Origin of the sequence: Oceanobacillus iheyensis HTE831 (assembly GCF_000011245.1) — a bacterium.
Lineage (GTDB): Bacteria > Bacillota > Bacilli > Bacillales > Amphibacillaceae > Oceanobacillus > Oceanobacillus iheyensis.
Genome location: NC_004193.1, coordinates 461182 through 482368, shown reverse-complemented (window position 1 = coordinate 482368; position 21187 = coordinate 461182). Strand labels below are relative to the sequence as shown.

Genomic DNA, 21187 nt, shown 5'->3' with positions numbered 1-21187 from the left:
TTCGTTCTATATCAATCTCATATCAATACATTTACATACTTATTTTTCAACGAGTGATAAGAAAAAGTCTCCTTCTTTTCCTTCTTCATATAAATTTGTAATTGATGTTGCGTACTGCCCTATTGTAGCTGAAAAATTAATACTTTTTTCTGGTATTTGTACGAAGAAATTATTTTCATATAATAATACTGTAATATCGTGATAGGTTTCACTCGTCACTTTGAAGTAAAACGACAACTCTGTTTTTTCTTTTTCATCATTTAACTTCACATCTCGAGCAATGAACTCGTGATTATTTAAGACAATTACCAAAATATCGCCTCCTTGTTATACTCCACATTTTTCACTTCTTCTTTCCATTAAAACAACATCTCGCCATTCGTTTTTTGTTCCTTCCATCTTTCCAATCTTTTCTCTAATACCGACTTTGCGAAAGGCAAATTTATCATGTAATTTGATGCTGCCTATATTCTCTGGAAAAATTTCGGATTGTAACATCCAAAAACCGTTCTTCTCACTATGTTCTATTAATGATTTCATTAACATGGAGCCAATCCCTTTTCCAAGGCTTTCCTTATCTAGATAAATACTAACCTCTGCAACCCCTGAATAATATTTCCGCGTTGATATTGGTAATAATGCAGCCCAGCCTAACAACTTGGTTCCTTCTTTGACAACTAATCGACAGTTCTCTAGATGATCACTGTCCCAATCTTCCCAGCTTTCCCACTCTGGTTTTGTTGTTTCAAAGGTTGCATTTTTTGTTTCCATTCCTTGAATATATATATCTAATACTTGATTCCAGTCAGATTTCTTCATCTTTTCTATTACTGTCACAACGGATACCTCAAATCTTCATATTTTTTTATTATATTTTCCAATTAATAATGATTTCGGTACAATATACTTAGTATATATGAGGGAGCGAAATATATGAAAGTATATGTAGATGCGGATGCTTGTCCAGTGAAAGACATTATTATCAAAGAATCTGGAAAGCAAAATATAGCCGTTACGCTTGTAACCAGTCTATCTCATTATTCCCTTCATGAACATCCTTCTCATGTTGAAACTATTTATGTAGATACTGGTGCAGATGCTGCGGATTATCGGATTATGCAATTAGCAAACAAAGGAGATATCATCGTCACTCAAGATTACGGACTAGCATCTCTAGCTTTAGCAAAAGGATGTTATGTACTTCATCATAAAGGATTTGCCTACACGAATCATAATATCGATCAATTATTACAATCACGATATTTAAGTGCAAAAGAAAGAAAGAGCGGCAAACGAACGAAAGGTCCTAAAGCATTGACAGAAGAAGACAGAATAAATTTCAACCAATTATTTCTTCAGTATATTACGAAGTAGTCTAGAAAAAACGCCTCTATATGTTACTAATGTATTATGTAACAATAGAGGCGTTTTTCGCATCTGACCTTTAACTTTTCTAGTTATATTTCTGCTATCTGCTATAAAAAGCAAGATAGAGATTAACTAACTTCTCTTTAATTTATCCTACTTTGTTTTCATTAATAAATAGATAAAGTATGGTGTACTTACTATCGAAACTACAATACCAACGGGGATGGTGCTCGGTGCTAATAAATTACTTCCAATTATGTCAGCTACCATTAATAAAACTGCACCAAGTAAAGCTGATATAGGAATTACAAATTGATGCATAGGCCCGACTATCTTTCTGACAATATGAGGTACTACCAGTCCTAAGAATGCAATTGCCCCACCTGCCGCTACGGAAGCTCCTGCTAACGCAACAGCAATAAATAGTAGTAATCCTCTTTCTTTTTCCACTCTCACACCTAAACCAGAAGCTACATCATCTCCTAAATTGAACACATTAAGAGACTTTGACTTTTTAATTGCAACTGGAATGAGTATAAGCATCCATGGTAGCAAAGCAAATACAAAGTTCCAATTCGCATTCCATATATCACCCGACAGCCATATGGTTACTTGTCTAAAGTTCTGTGGATCCATTTTCAACTGCATAATGGTCAACAATGCACTAAAAGCGGCATTCACACCAATTCCAACTAGCACGAGACGAATAGCTGTTACACCTTTTTTCCAAGCTAGTGCATAAATAATTGCTGCAGCTGTTAATGCCCCTATTAAAGCAACAAACGGCATGGCAAAAATAGATAGCGGGCTTGAACTTGGTATAACACCTTGAAAGAAAAATAAGAATAATACAATTGCAAATCCTGCACCTGTATTGATTCCGAGGATACCAGGATCGGCTAATCCATTTTGGGTAAACCCTTGCATAATAGCTCCAGAAACTGCTAATCCAGCTCCAATTAATAATGCAAGAATAATCCCGGGTAATCGAAAATTAAATAACACCAATTCTTGTTGATCCGTACCATTTTGGAATAATGTTTGAATTACCTCTTTTGGGGATATAGAGATTACCCCCATATTTAAACTAAGAAAAGCAAAACCAATCATTAATACAATTAATATTCCACTAATCGTCCAAAAACGTTTCCACTTCAGTTGTTCTAATTCATTCATTTTTTGTCACCTCCACTACCTCTTGCTAAGTAGAGGAAGAATGGCACACCAATGATTGATGTGATTGCACCAACCGGCGTTTCAAACGGTGCATTAATCATTCTTGCTATTAAATCCGCATTTACTAAAAGAAGCGAACCAAACACAGCTGTTGTAGGAATAATCCAACGATAGTCTGTGCCAATAATAAACCTTGTGATATGAGGAATAATTAACCCGATAAAACCAACAGATCCAGCTATTGATACTGCCACCCCAGTTAATAATAATACGGAAATGATCCCCATGATCTTAATCATCGTATTATTTTGACCTAGACCTGTTGATAAATCATCACCTAGACTTAGCACTGTGATAGATTTTGAAATTGATAGAGCAATCAGCATTCCGAAAATCCCAATCATGACTAAGAGTTGAACAGATCCCCAATTGGCCCCATCCAATCCACCAGCAAGCCAAAAACCAATATCTTTTTCCAGTTGAAAATGCAATGAAATTACGGATGATAAAGACCGTAAAAGTGTACCAATAGCTACACCTGCTAAAGCTAATTTCACTGGAGTAAGTCCACTACTTGAGAACGATCCGACTAAAAATACTAGCGTAACAGCTACGCCTGCCCCAATAAACGATCCTAGCGTTAATCCTCCACTTGAAACAGACGGGAAAAATGCCATCATAATAACTAGCGCAAATGCAGCACCATCCGTCACACCCATAATAGAAGGAGAAGCTAATGGATTTCGTGTCATCCCCTGCATGACTGCTCCAGAAACAGCTAGAAATGCACCAACTAAAACGGCAGACAACGCTCTAGGAATGCGTAACTCCTGAATAACTTGGTGGGATTGATTTTCTGGATTAAAATGTAATACGGCATCCCAAACAGTATGTAAGTCTATATTTGTGGCACCATAAGAAATAGATATCCCCATCGAAAAAACAACTAGACATAAACCAATAATGTTTAAACCTAATTTAGAAAAGGGAGATTTTGTGAATGTTTTCATAAAAAAGACTCCTATACAAGATTATACATCTTCAATCATTGTGTTTAATGTCTCCTTAATTATATATTAAGGAAGATTCGAATAGACGGTTTGCCAACAATAATGAAAGTATGTGGAACACTTAAAGATAACATTGACTTTCTAATTGAAAGTGATTATCATTGTCGTTAGGTGAACATTATAACATAGAGGAGAAAAGAATATGTATAAATACTTAACTAAAAATAAACTACTTCTGGTATTATTCATTGCAATATCATTATTTTTAGCTGCTTGTGGTAGCGATGACAATAATAATGATACGGATAATAGTTCAGACAATAATTCCGAAGAACCGTCAGAGCAAACCGTAGATTCCGAAATGGGAGAAGTAACTATTCCAGCAAACCCGGAAAACGTATTAGCACCTTATCATGAAGATACACTGTTAGCACTTGGAATTACGCCTACTGCAAAATGGGCAATTGGTGAAAGTGTACAAGACTACTTAGAAGAAGAACTTCAAGATGTAGAAACAATCGAATGGACAATGCCATTAGAGCAAGTACTAAGCTATGAACCTGACCTCATTATATTAGAAAATACTTTAGATAGCTATGAAGGTTCGTATGAAGATTATTCAGCAATCGCACCTACTTACGTAATGAGTCAAGAAGAAACGTCAGACTGGCAAGTCCAACTGAAACGTTTTGGAGAGTTACTTGGCAAAGAAGATGAAGCTGAGCAAGCAATTGCTGATTATGAAGCGAAAGTAGAAGAAGCGAATACACAGCTTCAAGATACTTTAGGAGAAGAATCAGTAGCATTTATGTGGGTTGTTGGTGGAAAATACTTCTTATTTGAAGAAAATCGACACACTGCTAAAATGATTTATTCAGAGTTAGGAGTAAAAGTTCCTGAATTAGTTAAAGATCTAGGTGAGACTGAAACTAATTGGGATCCTATATCTCTGGAAAAATTATCTGAGATTGAAGCTGACCATGTCGTTATCCTTGGATCAGAAGACGACGAAGGTATTGAAACATTAAATAATAGTAATGTTTGGCAAAATACCAAAGCTGTCCAAAATGATCAAGTTTACCACTTTGAAGACGAAAGCAACTGGACAAACAACGGTATTAAAGCTTATGAACAAACAATTGATGAATTAATTAATATCTTTAAATAAAATTAGAAGAGACTGGAACAAAAAGTATTTTAATTGATTACTTATGTTTCAGTCTTTTTACTCCATTAACTTTTCATTTATTGATACCTTAATTGAAAATTATTATCATTGACGAATGACTTTTTAACCAATAAAATGAAGGTAACGTCAAAATGTACGTGTTTTGAACCGGGAGGCGATTACGTTGGATACGCTAACAGCGAATAACTTAACACTCGGATTCGGTGATCGCATCATCATCGATGAATTAGATATTTCCATACCTAAAGGAGAAATCACGGTATTCATCGGTCCAAATGGATGTGGGAAATCAACATTATTACGTTCTTTAGCTCGATTATTGAAGCCTAAAGACGGTTCGGTTGTCCTAAATGGCCAAGATATAGCAAAAATGCGAACGAAAGAGGTTGCTCAAAACCTTTCTATATTGCCGCAATCACCAGCAAGTCCTGAAGGGCTTACTGTTTATGAACTAGTAAAACAAGGCAGACATCCTTATCGTAAAATGATGAAGCAGTGGTCTCAAGAAGACGAAGATGCAGTACTACGAGCACTTCAAGATACCAATATGCGCGAATTAATGAATGAGCCAGTTGATTCATTATCCGGTGGTCAGCGTCAACGGGCATGGATTGCTTTAACACTAGCACAAGAAACAGATATCATTCTATTGGATGAGCCCACTACTTATTTAGACTTAACCCATCAAATCGATGTTTTAGATTTATTATTTGAACTGAATGAAAAAGATAACCGCACGATCGTAATGGTACTGCATGACTTGAACCTCGCTAGCCGTTATGCTCATCATATCATAGCAATTAAAGACAAAAAGGTATATGCACAAGGTAGACCTGAAGATACAATTTCAAGCGAATTGGTTTCTGACGTATTTCGTATGCGTTGTAACATTGCCTGTGATCCAATTTTTGGAACACCAATGTGTATTCCACACGGAAGAGGAAGAAATTGCGCTATAAAAGAATCTATGCAAAACCCTGCTACAACCGCATTGTAAATTTAACCCCCAGACGAACTATCATCGTTTGGGGGTTTCTTTGATTTTCTTCTCGCCTATTTTTAAGAATAAGGATGACATTCTTTTTTCTTTCCGTTATAATGACACTAACATTTGAATCGAAAGGGTGAATCAAGGGAACATGAAGTACTAATCCTGTTATTAATCTAAGAAAATTCATATCGACATAAAAGACTATCGTGCGTAAATACCATCGGTGCGTTTTGTTATGTTTAATTGAATTTTCCAGAACAGGATTAGCTTCTATCTTTCCTTGTGTATGTGCTACGGGATAGCTCTATTTTCCGTTGCCAATACCCGGTGCTATCCCCTTGTTCTGGAAAAGAACGGGGGCTTTTTTGTCTCCAAAAATATATAAACGGAGATGATCATATGAGGATATTGGAAATCAATCATGTTCAGTATGCGATAAAAGATCGAACACTAATAAACATTGATCAGCTATCTATTTCAGAAAATGACCGAATTGGATTAGTTGGCCCTAATGGAACTGGAAAATCAACACTTTTAGAATTATTAGCTACAAAGCGAAATCCTGATTCCGGGAGCATAAAAACGTATACTCAAGTTGAGCTCTTACCTCAACTAAAAAGAAAAGATACTACAAAAAGTGGCGGCGAGGTAACCCAAGAATATATTACTAATTCCTTAAAATCCAAGGCAGGACTTCTATTAGCAGATGAACCAACAACGAATCTTGATACCAAGCATATTGAATGGGTGGAGAAAAAATTATCCAATTGGCAAGGTGCGTTAATTATTGTTTCACATGACCGATTTTTCTTAGATAAGCTTTGCACGAGCATTTGGGAGTTAGAAGATAGTAAAGTGAATATCTACAAAGGAAATTATTCTGACTATCGAGAACAAAAAGATCTTGAGATACAACAGCAACAACAAGCGTACGAACACTATCAACAGAAGAAACAACAACTCGAAAACGCAATCGAAAAGAAAGAGCAACGGGCACAAAGAGCTACCAAAAAACCTAAACAAGTAAGCCGCTCTGAAGCTAAAATTACAGGTGCAAAACCTTACTTTGCGAAGAAGCAAAAGAAATTACAAAAAACAGCAAAAGCATTGGAAAAACGGTTAGAACATCTAGATAAAGTAGAAAAAGTAAATGATAGCCCTCCTATAAAAATGACTTTGCCGATGCAAGATAAAGTAACAGGAAAAATAATTATACGAATGGAAGATGTAGAAGGAAAAGTACCTGAAAAACGATTGTGGGAACCCGTAAGTCTCTATGTTAAAGGCGGAGATAAAGTAGCAATAATTGGAGAAAATGGAACCGGAAAAACAACTCTAGTGAAGAAAATTATTAACCGTAATCATAAAGGGATTACCATTAATCCTTCCGTTAAGATTGGTTATTTCAGTCAAAACTTATCCGTGCTTAATGCAAATAAATCAATTCTTGAAAATGTTCAAGAAACATCGAAACAACAGGAATCACTCATTCGCACCGTTTTAGCTCGACTACACTTTTTCGATGAAGATGTGTATAAACCGGTACATGTATTAAGCGGTGGAGAACAAGTCAAAGTAGCTTTTGCAAAACTGTTTGTGAGTGATATTAATATACTTATCCTCGATGAACCGACGAACTTTCTCGATATAGAAGCAGTTGAGGCACTAGAAGGTTTATTACAAGGGTATGTTGGAACAATCCTTTTTGTATCCCATGATCGCCATTTTATTAATCAAGTGGCTAACCGAATAGTGGAAATTAAAGACAAACAACTTCATATTTTTGATGGTAGTTATCAGGCATATCAACAAGTTCAATCGAAAACCCATGAACAAGAAGATTCTCTTGAACAGCAGAAGTTGATAATCGAAAATAAAATCACTGAAGTATTAGGTAAACTTAGCCTTAACCCATCTGAAGAATTAGATCAACACTTTCAAGAACTACTCAAAGAGAAAAAAATAATTATGGAGCAAATCAATAATAAAATGTAATATCTGGGAGGTTGGGACAGAAGTATTAAACATAACAGATAAATCCGTATGTTTTGCTTGCTAGAATAAGCGGACGAAATATACGGGAGTCATCAGCCGCGGAGTATATTTATGAAGCGCTTTTCACTTTGAAGTTGAACTTTTTGTTATGTTCCAACATCTATCTTTTTACTTTTGATAAATTATATTAAGGGTATAACTAAGCATATAGACAGAAAATGAACGAAGAAAGGATAGTACGATGACGAATTCAAACAATCATGATGAATTAGCTCTCGAATTAGAGAATGTAAGCTTCTCTGATGGAGACATATCGATTATAAAACAAATTACAGGAATCATACCAAAAGGTAAAATAACCACTTTAGTAGGACCATCCGGAGCTGGTAAAACAACCATTTTTCGCCTTTGTAATGGCCTCATTTCACCAGACGATGGTAATATCCACCTTTTTGGAGATCCGATATCTACATTAGAGCCTACCAATCTCAGAAGAACTGTAGGGATAGCTTTGCAACAAGCAACCATGCTTAGTGGTACTGTTATGAAAAACCTTGCATTACCTAAAACGCTACAAGGAGAATCGTTAGACGAAGATACAGCTTTTTCTCTTCTCGAACAGGTAGGATTAGATAGAGGATTGTTACATCGTAATGTAGCAGATTTATCAGGAGGTCAAAAGCAAAAAGTTTCTATCGCACGAACATTGGTAAATGAACCAAGTATACTTTTACTTGATGAAATCACATCTTCATTGGATCGTGTATCTAAACGAGACATCGAGCAATTAATTAAAAAACTCAATCAAGAATACAACGTTACGATTGCTTGGATTACCCATAATATTGAACAAGCTTTATCTATTGGAGATTACACTTGGGTGATGATGAATGGATCATTATTGGAATCCGGCGACAGTAATTTACTGGAGAATCCTACAAATCCAGCTGTCCGTGAGTTTATAAAGGGGGAATTATCATGAGTATTACAGCACTTTCCCTATCACTAATTTTTGTACTTATTCCCCTTGTATTATCTAAATCATTGAATTTAGGCTTAGAGAAAGACACAATTGTTGCAACGATCCGTTCCATTATTCAATTATTTGCGGTAGGTTATGTACTCGCTTTAGTATTTGAAGCCGATAACTATATTTATATTATACTTATGGTCGTATTAATGATAACAGCAGCAACACACAACGCCAGAAAAAAAGGAGCCTCTATAAAAGGAATTACTTGGAAGTTGGTGACAACTTTTATCCTTATTGAAGTCATCACACAATCAATATTATTAGGGTTTCAAATCACACCCGCAACCGCACAGTATATTATTCCAATCAGCGGAATGATGGTTGGGAATTCAATGGTATTATCCATTTTATTTCTAAATCGATTTACATCTGAAATTGAGACTAGAGAGAACGAAACGGAATTAATTCTATCTCTTGGGGGAACTCCGAGACAAGCAATTCATACTTCATTAATCCATTCTATTAAGGCTAGTCTGATCCCTACGATTGAGAGCCAAAAAACAATAGGATTGGTTCAACTACCCGGTATGATGAGTGGTCAAATAATTGCTGGTGCGGATCCAATTCAAGCAGTTCAATTTCAGTTACTAATTTTATTCTTATTACTAACAACTGCTGCAGTAACTAGTATTATGCTCGGTTTCTTATCGTATCCGACACTCTTTAATGAAAGAATGCAAATGATAAGATTACGTACCAAGCAAGAAAATTAATTAAAGTGCGTGTTCAAAAGTAGTCAGGTTTTTTGGAAACCCTCTTAAAGTTCATTTGCTTGTATGAGCGCTTGTAGACTTTTACAATAGAAATATCAAAACCTAAAGGAGAGATACAAATGGCCCAAAACGTAACACTCGGAAAGTCAAATGTAGTCATTAACCCAATCGGTTTAGGCGCTAATGCAGTAGGTGGTCACAATATTTATCCAAATTTAGATGAAGAAGTTGGAAAATCACTCATTCAAACAGGAATAGAAAACGGACTTAATTTTATTGATACAGCATATGGTTATGGAAATGGTCGTTCAGAAGAGTTAATTGGACAAGCATTAAAAAGGACGGGAAATCGATCTGATGTTGTTCTTGCTACCAAGGCTGCACAAACAGTCATAGATGGAGAAGCAGGATTTAACAATTCCCCATCCTTTTTAAAACAAGCTGTTGACGACAGTCTTAAACGACTGCAAACCGATTATATTGATTTATTCTATATCCATTTTCCTGATGAAAGCACTCCGAAAGATGAAGCGGTCGGGGCACTGAAAGAATTAAAAGACGCAGGAAAAATACGGTCTATTGGAATATCAAATTTCTCACCAGAGCAAGTGAAAGAGGCAAATAAGGACGGATATGTTGACGTACTACAGGGACATTATAATTTATTAAAACGAGATGCAGAAACAAATTATTTCCCTTACACATTAGATAATAATATTACCTTTATCCCTTACTTTCCTTTCGCTTCTGGAATATTAGCAGGTAAATATTCTGTAAATAGTACATTCGAAGACTTCCGCTCTAATATGCCGCATTATCAAGGCGATCAATTTAAACAAATACTCGCTAAAGTAGATCAGTTAAAACAGCTTGCTTCGGATAAAAACACGGAAGTTGCCCATATTGTACTAGCTTGGTATTTAAAACATGACGCTATTGACGCTGTCATCCCTGGTGCTAAACGACCTGAACAAGTCATTAATAACCTTAAAGCGCTAAATGTAACACTTACCGATAATGAATTTCGTATGATTAGTGAACTTTTTGCAAAATAAAAATTGAAGTAAAAAAGTGAGAAGCTTGTACTTAATTTCTGCACTCTATCATATCAGATTTTTAGTATAGAATCTGTATATCTTAAGAGGAGCATAAATCAATAGTACAAGCTTCTTTTTTTTGGATTAGTTGACAAGATAAGATTATTTCTATAACATAAACTTAATTAAAGATAGTTTAATTAAAACTATTAAGGAGGAACAATAATGTCTGAGAACTTTTCATTAAAAGCATTTGTAGTCATTATGAAGGCTTCCCGAACATTAGAGGAAATTACAAAAAAAGATATTAAAAAGCACGGAATGCGCGCTTCAGATTTTACAATATTAGAAGCATTATATCACAAAGGTAAGCAAACTATTCGAGAAATTTCAGAAGCTGTATTAATAAATACTGGCTCTATCACGTACGTCATTGATAAATTAGAAAATAACGGGCTACTCACCCGTACGAATAGTCCTGATGATCGTCGAGCTGTTTATATCGAGATTACCGATAAAGGAAAAGAAATTATGGATGAGATTTTCCCAAAACACCAACGAGTAATTGAAGAGCTATTTGAAGGAATTTCAGAAGAAGAAAAACAAACTGTCATTGAAGTTTTAAAACAAGTAGGAACAAAGAATATCGAGAATTAAAGGGAAGGAAGTGAAAAAATGCAACATATTTTCAAACCAGGTACAGATAAGAATAAACCTACTCTTCTATTATTACACGGCACAGGGGGTACGGAAAATGATTTACTGCCACTAGCTGAAATAATTGATAACGAAGCAAATATACTCAGTGTACGAGGAAACGTGTTAGAAAATAGAATGCCTCGATTTTTCCGTAGACTTGCAGAGGGTGTGTTTGATGAAGAAGATCTGATTAACCGAACGGAAGAACTGCATCAATTTCTTGATGAAGCAAGTGAAAAGTATAGTTTTGATCGCAATAAAATAACAGCAATTGGCTACTCTAATGGAGCAAATATCGCAGCAAGTCTATTATTCCATTATGAAAATTCCATAGAACAAGCGATCCTCCATCATCCAATGGTGCCACGAAGAGGAATTACACTTCCTAATTTAACTGGCAAACGTGTATTTATTGCAGCTGGAACCAATGACCCAATCTGTGCTCCAGAAGAATCTGAGGAGTTAGAGCAATTACTCAAAGCTGCTGGCGCTGAAACAAAGCTTCATTGGGAAAATAATGGACATCAGTTAACAATTAGTGAAGTTAGAACCGCAGCTAGCTGGTATAACTAGATGATTAAAAAAGCAGCAGGTGATTCCCCGGATGCTTATACACCGGGAATCTTACCTGCTGCCTTAGTCTGCTGCGTCGATAATTTTAGCTATCATTTGTCTTTTAAGACATAGTTTCTTATAAGGTCAGCTTTAATTTCGAATAATGATAAATACCATATAGGCAATGTAAAATAATGCTAAAATTAATCCTTCTTTTCTTCCAATTCGATATTTCGTTCTTGAGAAAATGAGAAGTAAGATAGTTAAGATGATCATAAGCCAAATATCTGTAAATATCTTTTCATTTATCGCAAGCGGGGTAATTACTGATGATGCACCTAACACAAATAAAATGTTAAAGATATTACTTCCAACAATATTACCAAGTGCTATTTCACTTTCTTTTTTCAACGCTGCCGATATAGACGTAACTAATTCCGGTAGTGAAGTTCCAATTGCAACTATTGTCAAACCAACAAGTGTTTCACTCATCCCTAGTGAATAAGCAATTTCAGTAGCATTTGTGACAACAAGTTGTCCTCCACCAATGATTCCAGCTAAACCAATAATCGTAATAAGACCATTTTTCCCCCACGAAATATCTTCATTCGATATCTCTTCTTCACGTGATTCTTTCCGACTTTTTAAGCCCACTTCGATAATATAGTACATAAAAATAGTTAAGAATAGTAACAGGATAACCCCATCACTTCTTGTAATCATATTCGAAGATAAGCCTTGAAGAAAAATGTCAGACATAAGTACAAGTAAAGCAACACTCGCGAGTAACGTAAATGGGATTTCTTTTTTTATTGTCTCATTTTGTACTTGAAGCGGGAAAATAAAAGCTGCCAAGCCAACTGTGAGTGTAATATTAAAAATATTACTCCCAATAACATTACCAATGGACACATCTGCAGTTCCTTCTAATGCAGCAATAATACTAACAGTAGCTTCGGGTGAGCTCGTCCCTAGAGCAACAATTGTTAACCCAATTAATATCGGTGGTACCCGGAGTAGTTTTGCAATATTAGAAGAACCATCCACAAACCAGTCCGCTCCTTTAACTAATAGTGCAAATCCTACTACCAACCAAACATACTCCACGTTTTCCACCCTTTCGATTTTAAAAAGTTCTTTGTATCCATTCTATCTTCTTATGAATACTGCGTCCATTTTCTATTGTTCACTACTTAATAAAATCGTATTCCCAGCTGAATCGATGACGATATCGTCTTGTGTTTCATAACCTAAGCGAGATAATCGCTGAATAGCAACTTGTTTTTTATCCTCAGATGGAAAACGCATGGTATAATTCTTTAGTCCGACTTCATTTTTTCGTGGGGTTGGTACGTTTTCTCCATTCCAAATATTAACCGCTAAGTGGTGGTGATAACCTCCGTCGGATAAAAACAACGCACCTGGATATTCTGTGACAACTTGAAACCCTAATCCCTCCGTGTAAAATTGTTTCGCCTTTACCAAGTCGTCCACATGTAAATGAAGATGCCCAACAATGGTATTGTCTGGAGACCCATTCCACTCATGGTTATTAGCTGCTTCTAATAAACCGTGCCCATCAAGGGGTTCTGTGCTCATAATGACCTTATTATCTATATTCCATGACCATTCTGAAGAAGGGCGGTCGCTTGCAATCTCTAAGCCATTTCCATCTGGGTCTGATATATATATCGCTTCGCTTACAATATGATCGGAAGCTCCGATATTCACCTGATTTGCAATATCTAATTCCATAAAATGACGTAAAAATGCCCCTAAATCTTCTCTGGTTGGAAGTAAGATAGCCACATGATATAACCCTGTTGTTCTCCCTTGTTTTGCGATCACGTTCGTTGGTTGCATCAGACTTAGAATTACATCCTGACCATTAGCGCTTAGCTTTACTTGATTAGCTTCTTTTTTTAATACATGTAACCCTAGTACTTGTTCGTAAAATCTAATCGACCTTTCTAAATTACTTACTTGTAGTGTAACGTCTTTTATATGCATTGTTGGAGCTTTAAAGAATTTCTTCTCCATATTTATATCCCTCTCTTATTATATTTTAATAGCAACTTACTTTATGTAATTAATTATATCTTTATAGCAGGGGTTGGTCAATATGATTCAACCTACCGTCTATTCTTCCTAGTTAAAAGTAAAAAAACAGACCTTCATTTGAAAAGTCTGTTTTTACTCGATATCTATTATGTCTAATTGTTAAGTGTATCTTAACCTTAACGAAACTCTCTTACATATTATCTCTTTTTTCCTCCCAAAGTTTTATACGCTCTTCATGGGATACTTCCTTATATACTTGATGCAACATCCAGAGATATCCAAAAGGATCAATAAACATGGCATTTGAAACACCATAGTCAGGAAGGTCTGTTACGGCTTGTACCTCAACACAACCGAGATCCATTGCCTTTGAATAGGTGTCTTTAATATTAGGGACTATCACATTAAACCATATTGTTTTAGGATCATCCTGACTCGGCGCTATCAATTCAAATTCAGGGTTTTCATCTAACATATGAAACCTTACTCCATACAAACTAAAAATAACCTCATTCTCACCCTTTGGTAAGTTAGATACCTCCACTCGTTCAATATCAAAAATCTTCTCATAGTACTCCAAAGCTTTTAAGCTGTCTGATACTACTAAATCAATTTCTACTCCTGTCATTTTTATCGCTCCTTTTTTATCATTTATTTCTATTTCACATGGAAGTTACGTTTGCTCTTTCTTTATTATATCAAGTTAATTTTACTATACTTAACAAACCGTTCAACTATTATCTCCTAAATTTTAATGACTATCTATCGAGATCCGATTAACCAAAAATCATTGATTTTATTACTTACAATTCATTCCATTTTGACAGATTACAAGCCTTCGATTATACTAATCTAATGTGATTTTATCACCGTGGTTCGTAACCATCCCACGCAAAAAAACTAGGAAGGAAAATTAAATATGAACGTAAAAACATTAGTAATTAATGGTGTAATAGCGGCACTATATGTCGTTGTTTCTTTATTTATTGCGCCATTTGGTTTTACAAATATACAGTTTCGCATTTCCGAGATGTTCAATCATCTAATTGTATTTGATAAGCGTTATTTCTTTGGAATTGTAATTGGAGTGTTTATCGTTAACCTCAATTCACCACTTGGTTGGTATGACCTCGTATTCGGGGTTGCGCACTCTGCTATTTCACTAGGAATTATTATTTTCTTATCTAAATTTATTAAGAACAAGTTGACGCTACTATTTCTAAATACGATTGTATTCACGTTTAATATGTTTATCATTGCATTTGCATTAAACCTTGCACTCGAACTTCCATTTTGGATCACTTGGTTTACAACTGCAATCGGGGAATTTGGTGTACTGTTGATCGGTATCCCTATATTCTACGCATTGCACAAGCGCTTGCGATTTGATAAGCTCAGATAAAAGCATGGAGAGCCTTAGACGAATGTCTAAGGTTCTTTTTTAAAAGTCTACCATTTAGAAAGGATGGGACAAATGATTGTTAGAGAAAGAAAAGATGAATTCATCTTAATTGTGCAAGATGATCATGCTCAAATATCAGGGGATATACTCAATAATTGGAAATTAGAACACTTTCAGGATGCAGAATGGAGAGATTCCGTTCTTTATGCTGCTTATCAGCATGATCTAGGATGGAAAGAATTTGATCGTCAACCATTTTGGAATGATGTCACCAATCAACCGTATACCTTTGCCGATTTCCCTAATGTACCTAAAACCGTTTTGTACAAGTACGGAATTAATGAAGTAGAAAAAGTTGATTTATACGCTGCATTACTCTGTAGCGAACATTACAAAAGATTTTTAGTTAATAATACCTCACTTGAAGCGCAAGCTTTTGTAGAACACGAAGAAACTAGACAAGAACGCATCATAGCTACACTACCTAATTTCAACAAACGTTTGTTTGAATTTCATTATGGGTTGCTCCAACTTTCAGATAACCTTTCATTATACGCATGTATGAATGAGCCGGGTGCTACTGGTGAAGATCAACATCCATTTTTCAAAAAAGGAATCCCAACGAATCATACCTTGCACCATATACTAGATGAACAGATGCAAGTAACTTGGCAAGATGAAGATACCATTGTTATGGATAACTTTCCATTTGATCGGCCTTTTCCTATTTCTATTCAATATAAACAAGTATCAAAACACAAAATACAACAGCATGGCCTTGTAGAAGCTTATGAACAAGCATCGCTAGAACAGCACCCCGTGCTTATTACTTCTCATACCAAAAAGGCTTCCGATTAATTCGAAAGCCTTTTTCTATGCTACTCCCCCCATTGATAAGGAGTTTCTTGATAAACATAATAATTTAACCAATTAGAAAATAGTAAACTACAATGACTTTTCCAACGATATTTCGGTTGCTTTTTCGGATCGTTGTCTGGAAAATAATTTTCAGGAATAGCTGTGTCAACACCTCGTTGATGATCACGAAGATATTCCTCCGCTAAAGTTTCAGCACTATACTCGAGATGCCCCGTCGCCATAATATGTTTTCCATCTTTTGAAGCGAGCAAAAATACACCTGCATCATCCGATTTAGCTAAAAGTTGAAGGTCCGGGTGTGCTTCAATCTCACTTATAGAAACATCAGTATATCGAGAATGTGGTGCAAAGAAATAATCATCAAATCCCCGTACTAAACGTTCATGTGGATGGAGCAGCTTATGTTCATATACGCCAAAACATTTTTGTGGCAAGTGATGTTTATCAATACCATAGTGATGATAAAGCGCAGCTTGTGCTCCCCAACAAATGTGCAATGTTGATGTAACATTTTCTTTGGACCAATTCATTATATCCTGTAATTCTTTCCAATAATCTACTTCTTCAAATGGCAAATGTTCTACTGGCGATCCAGTAATAATCATTCCATCAAACTTTTTCGATTTCACTTCTTCAAACTTCTTATAAAAAGTATCTAGATGATACTTACTCGTATGCTTTGATTCGTGTGATGACATTCGTAAAAATGAAATATGAACTTGCAGAGGTGTATTACCTAAGAAACGCAATAATTGCGTTTCCGTTTTTTGCTTTTCTGGCATTAAATTGAGGATTAATATATTCAGCGGTCTGATATCTTGTGTAATAGCACGTTGGTCATCCATAACAAAAATATTCTCTTTTTCTAAAATATCTTTTGCAGGTAAGTGTATCGGTATTTTAATTGGCATCTGTCGTACCCTCCACAATTAAGTTAATTTTAATTGTAAAGGCTCACGTGAAAAGTTCAACCCTATTCGGAAAATTTTATCTAAAAATTATGGACAATTAATCAATTACGTCTATAACTTTTTTTACCATTCTTTATAAGTTCCGCTGTCTTACGAAGATCCTCCACCTTATAATCTACATGACACTTATAAACATCAATTGAAATAAACATCTGTATGTTCCTCCTCAACTATTTCTTACATTCTTTATTCTATTGAATCAGGACATTTTCGTAGTCGGCTGATGGACCGATTTTATAGCACAAAAAAATGCTACTAGGACAGTAGCATTTTCTACAACTTCAGATGTATGGTTTATCCTACCAAGCTGAAAACATTGAAATGGTAGGAACAATTAAACCTTTATTTTGCATTTCATCATATTTATCTTTGTTGACCCACATGGCATCAACAACTTCATCTTCTTGAAAGGATAACTCTTCAATAGCTACGTTCGAACGAAATAACCAAATATCTTGATGCGAGACATTTTTAGTCTGTTGAAGAATTAACTTCCCTTCTTCTGAATCTAATTGCAGCCCTATTTCCTCTGACACTTCCCTTAATACCGCTTGGATACTATTTTCACCTTGAATAGCTGAGCCTCCTGTGTTCTCCCAGTACCCTCCAAAGGGCTTGTTTGGATGTCGTTTTGATAACAAAATTTCATCTTTATCATTTTTTACCCAAGCACGAACCACAAGATGAAAACAACCCTCAGGCATCTCCATTCCTCTTTCATGCGTCTTCCCTATTTTATTTCGATCTATATCATATAAATCCCATATTTCCATTAGATTGAACCACCTTACTTTAGTAATATAGTTATTTACTTTCTAGTTGTTTTTCTAGGTGGTTCCTCTTTGATGTAGTATTATTATGATGTTTGGCTAATTCTTGCCTTTCGCTGTTGGAAATCAACATCTTTATAGTATGCATTTTTCACAAGTACATTAGGCCCCAAACAAGATACTGCCGGACAATGACAATTTAAACTTTTAGCTGTATTTGTCTCCATCCAACGATTGTATGCACTAGGTAAAGAATCTGTTTTTATATTTCCTAGCTTCGGTTCATCACCAAAGTCCGTAACGATTACATCACCTGTAAAAATATTTACATTTAATCGTGAACGACCATCTGGATCATTACGAACGGAAACATTTGGTTCTTTGTATAGTCGCTTTAGCAATTCAATATCTTCATCATTTCTGCTGCAAGCATAGAATGGCAAAGTCCCAAATAACATCCATAGGTCTTGGTTTCGGTGATTCAACAAACGGGTAATTCCTTCTCGCATTTCATCTAGCGATAGAATTTCTAGATTTTCAGCAAAATCCACAGGGTACATTGGATGAATTTCATGGCGAGCGCAACCCATTTCCAATACATGGTCATGGATGCTCTCTAGATGTGGAAACGTCCGTTTGTTCAACATCGTTTCAGCTGAAACCATGACACCTTCTTTGGATAAACGTTGTGCATTTTCTACCATACGGTCAAAGTACTTGGCACGATTCTCTTCGGAAGGTTTTCGATCCATTAAAGCAAACCCTGTCTCTGCAAATTCTTCAACCGTTCCCCAGTTATGTGAAATATGTAAAACATCTAAGTATGGAACAATCTCTTCATATCGATTGTATGGCAAGGTTAAGTTGGAATTCATCTGTGTCTTAATGCCGCGCTCATGGGCATATTTCAATAAAGGTAAGACATATTGACGAACTGACTTTTTATTCATCATCGGTTCCCCGCCTGTAATACTCAATGTTCGCAAATGCGGAATCTCATCTAGCCGCTTTTCTATCAGTTCCATTGGCAGTGCATCTGGATCCATTTGTTGTAGTGTATATCCTACTGCACAATGCGCGCAACGCATATTACACATATATGTTGTTGTAAATTCAATATTCGATAATGTCATTTTTCCGTGTTGCTCTACATCCATGTAAGCTTCCCATGGATCATTGGTTGGTGACATTGGTTGATTCGTTGTTTTTACACTCATTTTATAACATAACTTCCTTTCTATTTACCTTATTTATTTTAACATGCATATCACTGCTTGCTTACCCTATTTTATAAATAGATGAGGTTTAGAGAGAAAAAATGTTGAAACTGCGATTATATTTAATTCCATTGGCAAAGATAAAAAAGAATATATCTGTTGGTACTTACCAAATAACAAATGGAATGAGGGATAATACACATGGCAAAAAAAGATGAATCCATGAATAAAAGTAATCTAGAAAATGATATGTCACTTACAAACCGTCAAGGTCACCCTGTAACAAACAATCAAAACATACGTACAGTAAGTAACCGTGGTCCCGCTACATTAGAAAACTATGACTTCATTGAGAAAATCAGTCATTTTGACCGTGAGAAAGTGCCAGAAAGAATCGTACATGCACGCGGAGCTGGAGCCCATGGATATTTTGAAACATACGGCACTGTCGGAAATGATCCAGTATCCAAATATACTAGAGCAAAAGTATTTCAAGATAAAGGTAAACAAACTCCTGTATTTGTACGTTTTTCAACAGTAGTACATGGCAATCACTCTCCAGAAACAGTTCGTGACCCACGTGGGTTTGCGGTGAAATTTTATACTGAGGATGGAAACTGGGATTTAGTAGGAAATAACCTCAAAATATTTTTTATTCGTGATGCAATGAAATTCCCAGATATGATTCACGCCTTCCGTCCTGATCCAGTAACTAACATCCAAGATTCTGAAAGATTCTTTGATTTTTGTGCAAACTCTCCTGAATCCTTTCATATGGTGACCTTTGTATATTCACCTTGGGGAATCCCAGCAAATTACCGGATGATGCAAGGTTCTGGAGTGAATACGTATAAGTGGGTTAATAAAGATGGTGAAGCTGTTCTTGTAAAGTATCACTGGGAACCCAAGCAAGGGATTAAAAATTTAACTACCAAAGAAGCTGAAGAAATTCAAGCTACCAACTTCAACCATGCAACACAAGATTTATATGATGCAATTGAAAACGGAGACTATCCAGAATGGGAATTATTTGTTCAAATTATGAGTGATGATGAACATCCAGAACTAGACTTTGATCCATTAGACGATACAAAATTATGGCCAGAGGATCAGTTCCCATGGCATCCAGTCGGTAAAATGGTATTAAATAAGAACCCTGAAAATTACTTTACAGAAGTAGAACAAGCCGCATTTGGTACTGGTGTTTTAGTGGATGGATTAGATTTCTCTGACGATAAAATGCTTCAAGGAAGAACGTTCTCTTATTCTGATACTCAACGCTATCGTGTAGGAGCAAACTACCTGCAAGTTCCTGTTAATGAATCCAAAAAACGTGTCGCAACGAATCATGAAGGTGGTCAGATGCGTCAGAAAAATGATAAAGCACCTAGTCAAAACCCACATATTAACTACGAGCCATCTGTACTTGGCGGCTTAGAAGAAAATGAACAGACCGGTAAAGAATACACACCTCATATCGAGGGTAATCTTGTACGTGAATCCATTGATCGGAATGATAACACGAAGCAAGCTGGACATACTTTCCGTGAATTTGAAGAATGGGAAAAAGCAGAATTAATTTCCAATCTTGTCGGCGACCTTTCTGTAAGTGATCAGCGAATCCAAGATAAGATGATTGCTTTAGCAGAAGAAGCTGATGATGAATATGGTAGACGTTTACGAGAAGGATTAGAACAGGCGAAGAAGATGGGAACACCACATAATCCTTTAGGTGCAAAAGATGCTGAACAAGCACCGAAAAAAGCAATAGATAAAGGACATGACGCAGACCCGTATTAAGTTAAAATATAAAATAAAAACCCGAGCCACATAACTGATCTCCAATCTGTGGCTAGGGTTTTTTATATGACCATGTTAATGAGTTACTTTTCTTCGGCGCTCTCCGAATTATGGGCACTCATCTAGCTTATGAGTTACCTTTTCCTCGGCGCTCTCCGAATTATGGGCACTCATCTGGCTTATGAGTTACCTTTTCTCGGCGCTCTCCGAATTATGGGCACTCATCCAGCTTATGAGTTACCTTTTCTTCGATGCCCTCCGAATTATGGGCACTCATCTAGCTCATGAGTTACCTTTTCTCGGCGCTCTCCTAATTCCGGG

22 protein-coding genes and 1 riboswitch are annotated in these 21187 nt (G+C 35.9%); of the genes, 12 read left to right on the top strand and 10 right to left on the bottom strand.

The window, feature by feature from the left end; all coding sequences use genetic code 11:
- Positions 1 to 39 precede the first annotated feature (39 nt).
- Together OB_RS02500 and OB_RS02495 are read right to left on the bottom strand one after the other, a co-directional pair.
- On the bottom strand, positions 40 to 312 hold the full coding sequence (locus OB_RS02500; RefSeq protein ID WP_011064862.1) for a DUF3219 family protein: 273 nt from the start codon (positions 310 to 312) through the stop codon (positions 40 to 42).
- Positions 313 to 327: 15 nt separating this feature from the next.
- Positions 328 to 837 carry a GNAT family N-acetyltransferase gene (locus OB_RS02495; RefSeq protein ID WP_011064861.1) on the bottom strand — a complete coding sequence of 170 codons (510 nt, stop codon included), beginning with the start codon at positions 835 to 837 and terminating at the stop codon, positions 328 to 330.
- 96 nt (positions 838 to 933) lie between these two features.
- Here OB_RS02495 and OB_RS02490 point away from each other — a divergent pair, with 96 nt between their 5' ends.
- The gene (locus tag OB_RS02490) at positions 934 to 1374 is read left to right on the top strand and encodes a YaiI/YqxD family protein (protein ID WP_011064860.1); all 441 of its coding nucleotides are present in this window, start codon (positions 934 to 936) and stop codon (positions 1372 to 1374) included.
- 147 nt (positions 1375 to 1521) lie between these two features.
- Here OB_RS02490 and OB_RS02485 read toward each other — a convergent pair whose 3' ends face one another.
- On the bottom strand, positions 1522 to 2544 hold the full coding sequence (locus tag OB_RS02485; protein WP_011064859.1) for a FecCD family ABC transporter permease: 1023 nt from the start codon (positions 2542 to 2544) through the stop codon (positions 1522 to 1524).
- Positions 2541 to 3554: a FecCD family ABC transporter permease gene (locus tag OB_RS02480; RefSeq protein ID WP_011064858.1), complete on the bottom strand. Its 1014-nt coding sequence runs from the start codon at positions 3552 to 3554 to the stop codon at positions 2541 to 2543. Before OB_RS02480 ends, OB_RS02485 begins: the two co-directional genes overlap by 4 nt.
- 202 nt (positions 3555 to 3756) lie before the next feature.
- Here OB_RS02480 and OB_RS02475 point away from each other — a divergent pair, with 202 nt between their 5' ends.
- The 8 genes from OB_RS02475 (at position 3757) to OB_RS02440 (ending at position 11784) form a co-directional block, all read left to right on the top strand.
- Positions 3757 to 4722 carry an iron-hydroxamate ABC transporter substrate-binding protein gene (locus OB_RS02475; protein WP_011064857.1) on the top strand — a complete coding sequence of 322 codons (966 nt, stop codon included), beginning with the start codon at positions 3757 to 3759 and terminating at the stop codon, positions 4720 to 4722.
- 184 nt (positions 4723 to 4906) lie between these two features.
- On the top strand, positions 4907 to 5740 hold the full coding sequence (locus OB_RS02470; RefSeq protein ID WP_011064856.1) for an ABC transporter ATP-binding protein: 834 nt from the start codon (positions 4907 to 4909) through the stop codon (positions 5738 to 5740).
- 393 nt (positions 5741 to 6133) lie between these two features.
- The gene (locus tag OB_RS02465) at positions 6134 to 7729 is read left to right on the top strand and encodes a Vga family ABC-F type ribosomal protection protein (RefSeq protein WP_011064855.1); all 1596 of its coding nucleotides are present in this window, start codon (positions 6134 to 6136) and stop codon (positions 7727 to 7729) included.
- Between the two features lie 241 nt (positions 7730 to 7970).
- On the top strand, positions 7971 to 8711 hold the full coding sequence (locus OB_RS02460; RefSeq protein WP_011064854.1) for an ABC transporter ATP-binding protein: 741 nt from the start codon (positions 7971 to 7973) through the stop codon (positions 8709 to 8711).
- On the top strand, positions 8708 to 9475 hold the full coding sequence (locus OB_RS02455) for an ABC transporter permease (RefSeq protein ID WP_011064853.1): 768 nt from the start codon (positions 8708 to 8710) through the stop codon (positions 9473 to 9475). Before OB_RS02460 ends, OB_RS02455 begins: the two co-directional genes overlap by 4 nt.
- Positions 9476 to 9594: 119 nt before the next feature.
- Positions 9595 to 10530 (top strand): aldo/keto reductase, encoded by a 936-nt coding sequence (locus OB_RS02450; protein ID WP_011064852.1) that lies wholly within the window; start codon positions 9595 to 9597, stop codon positions 10528 to 10530.
- A 207-nt stretch (positions 10531 to 10737) separates the two neighbouring features.
- Entirely contained in the window at positions 10738 to 11169 is a 432-nt protein-coding gene (locus OB_RS02445) for a MarR family winged helix-turn-helix transcriptional regulator (RefSeq protein WP_011064851.1), read from the top strand.
- An 18-nt stretch (positions 11170 to 11187) separates the two neighbouring features.
- Positions 11188 to 11784 (top strand): alpha/beta hydrolase, encoded by a 597-nt coding sequence (locus tag OB_RS02440; RefSeq protein ID WP_011064850.1) that lies wholly within the window; start codon positions 11188 to 11190, stop codon positions 11782 to 11784.
- A gap of 132 nt (positions 11785 to 11916) precedes the next feature.
- Here OB_RS02440 and OB_RS02435 read toward each other — a convergent pair whose 3' ends face one another.
- The 3 genes from OB_RS02435 to OB_RS02425 all read right to left on the bottom strand — a co-directional run bounded on the left by OB_RS02435 (position 11917) and on the right by OB_RS02425 (position 14455).
- Positions 11917 to 12873, bottom strand: a complete 957-nt coding sequence (locus OB_RS02435; protein WP_011064849.1) for a calcium/sodium antiporter — start codon at positions 12871 to 12873, stop codon at positions 11917 to 11919.
- A gap of 72 nt (positions 12874 to 12945) precedes the next feature.
- Positions 12946 to 13806, bottom strand: a complete 861-nt coding sequence (locus OB_RS02430) for a VOC family protein (RefSeq protein ID WP_011064848.1) — start codon at positions 13804 to 13806, stop codon at positions 12946 to 12948.
- 211 nt (positions 13807 to 14017) lie between these two features.
- Positions 14018 to 14455 (bottom strand): VOC family protein, encoded by a 438-nt coding sequence (locus OB_RS02425; protein WP_011064847.1) that lies wholly within the window; start codon positions 14453 to 14455, stop codon positions 14018 to 14020.
- Positions 14456 to 14692: 237 nt separating this feature from the next.
- Positions 14693 to 14737: riboswitch (PreQ1 riboswitch) on the top strand.
- A 9-nt stretch (positions 14738 to 14746) separates the two neighbouring features.
- On the opposite strand from OB_RS02425, the gene OB_RS02420 reads away from it, so the two are divergent.
- Entirely contained in the window at positions 14747 to 15229 is a 483-nt protein-coding gene (locus tag OB_RS02420; protein ID WP_011064846.1) for a QueT transporter family protein, read from the top strand.
- A 72-nt stretch (positions 15230 to 15301) separates the two neighbouring features.
- The gene (locus tag OB_RS02415) at positions 15302 to 16087 is read left to right on the top strand and encodes a DUF3891 family protein (protein ID WP_011064845.1); all 786 of its coding nucleotides are present in this window, start codon (positions 15302 to 15304) and stop codon (positions 16085 to 16087) included.
- A 20-nt stretch (positions 16088 to 16107) separates the two neighbouring features.
- Here the strand turns inward: OB_RS02415 and metA are convergent, their stop codons facing one another.
- The 3 genes from metA to yfkAB form a co-directional block, all read right to left on the bottom strand.
- Complete coding sequence (metA, locus tag OB_RS02410; RefSeq protein WP_011064844.1) at positions 16108 to 17019, bottom strand: homoserine O-acetyltransferase MetA; 912 nt, start codon at positions 17017 to 17019, stop codon at positions 16108 to 16110.
- 359 nt (positions 17020 to 17378) lie between these two features.
- Complete coding sequence (locus tag OB_RS02405) at positions 17379 to 17852, bottom strand: NUDIX hydrolase (protein ID WP_011064843.1); 474 nt, start codon at positions 17850 to 17852, stop codon at positions 17379 to 17381.
- A gap of 83 nt (positions 17853 to 17935) precedes the next feature.
- Entirely contained in the window at positions 17936 to 19066 is a 1131-nt protein-coding gene (yfkAB, locus tag OB_RS02400; RefSeq protein ID WP_011064842.1) for a radical SAM/CxCxxxxC motif protein YfkAB, read from the bottom strand.
- Positions 19067 to 19267: 201 nt separating this feature from the next.
- On the opposite strand from yfkAB, the gene OB_RS02395 reads away from it, so the two are divergent.
- Positions 19268 to 20866 carry a catalase gene (locus tag OB_RS02395; protein WP_011064841.1) on the top strand — a complete coding sequence of 533 codons (1599 nt, stop codon included), beginning with the start codon at positions 19268 to 19270 and terminating at the stop codon, positions 20864 to 20866.
- Positions 20867 to 21187: the final 321 nt, after the last annotated feature.

Excerpts from the sequence above, each read along its gene's own strand:
- OB_RS02425 (WP_011064847.1), bottom strand. The coding sequence starts at position 14,455 with ATGACAGGAGTAGAAATTGATTTAGTAGTATCAGACAGCTTAAAAGCT.
- OB_RS02440 (WP_011064850.1), top strand. The coding sequence starts at position 11,188 with ATGCAACATATTTTCAAACCAGGTACAGATAAGAATAAACCTACTCTT.
- OB_RS02465 (WP_011064855.1), top strand. The coding sequence starts at position 6,134 with ATGAGGATATTGGAAATCAATCATGTTCAGTATGCGATAAAAGATCGA.
- OB_RS02490 (WP_011064860.1), top strand. The coding sequence starts at position 934 with ATGAAAGTATATGTAGATGCGGATGCTTGTCCAGTGAAAGACATTATT.
- yfkAB (WP_011064842.1), bottom strand. The coding sequence starts at position 19,066 with ATGAGTGTAAAAACAACGAATCAACCAATGTCACCAACCAATGATCCA.
- OB_RS02395 (WP_011064841.1), top strand. The coding sequence starts at position 19,268 with ATGGCAAAAAAAGATGAATCCATGAATAAAAGTAATCTAGAAAATGAT.
- metA (WP_011064844.1), bottom strand. The coding sequence starts at position 17,019 with ATGCCAATTAAAATACCGATACACTTACCTGCAAAAGATATTTTAGAA.
- OB_RS02420 (WP_011064846.1), top strand. The coding sequence starts at position 14,747 with ATGAACGTAAAAACATTAGTAATTAATGGTGTAATAGCGGCACTATAT.
- OB_RS02455 (WP_011064853.1), top strand. The coding sequence starts at position 8,708 with ATGAGTATTACAGCACTTTCCCTATCACTAATTTTTGTACTTATTCCC.
- OB_RS02445 (WP_011064851.1), top strand. The coding sequence starts at position 10,738 with ATGTCTGAGAACTTTTCATTAAAAGCATTTGTAGTCATTATGAAGGCT.
- OB_RS02405 (WP_011064843.1), bottom strand. The coding sequence starts at position 17,852 with ATGGAAATATGGGATTTATATGATATAGATCGAAATAAAATAGGGAAG.
- OB_RS02485 (WP_011064859.1), bottom strand. The coding sequence starts at position 2,544 with ATGAATGAATTAGAACAACTGAAGTGGAAACGTTTTTGGACGATTAGT.
- OB_RS02480 (WP_011064858.1), bottom strand. The coding sequence starts at position 3,554 with ATGAAAACATTCACAAAATCTCCCTTTTCTAAATTAGGTTTAAACATT.
- OB_RS02415 (WP_011064845.1), top strand. The coding sequence starts at position 15,302 with ATGATTGTTAGAGAAAGAAAAGATGAATTCATCTTAATTGTGCAAGAT.
- OB_RS02430 (WP_011064848.1), bottom strand. The coding sequence starts at position 13,806 with ATGGAGAAGAAATTCTTTAAAGCTCCAACAATGCATATAAAAGACGTT.
- OB_RS02450 (WP_011064852.1), top strand. The coding sequence starts at position 9,595 with ATGGCCCAAAACGTAACACTCGGAAAGTCAAATGTAGTCATTAACCCA.
- OB_RS02475 (WP_011064857.1), top strand. The coding sequence starts at position 3,757 with ATGTATAAATACTTAACTAAAAATAAACTACTTCTGGTATTATTCATT.
- OB_RS02460 (WP_011064854.1), top strand. The coding sequence starts at position 7,971 with ATGACGAATTCAAACAATCATGATGAATTAGCTCTCGAATTAGAGAAT.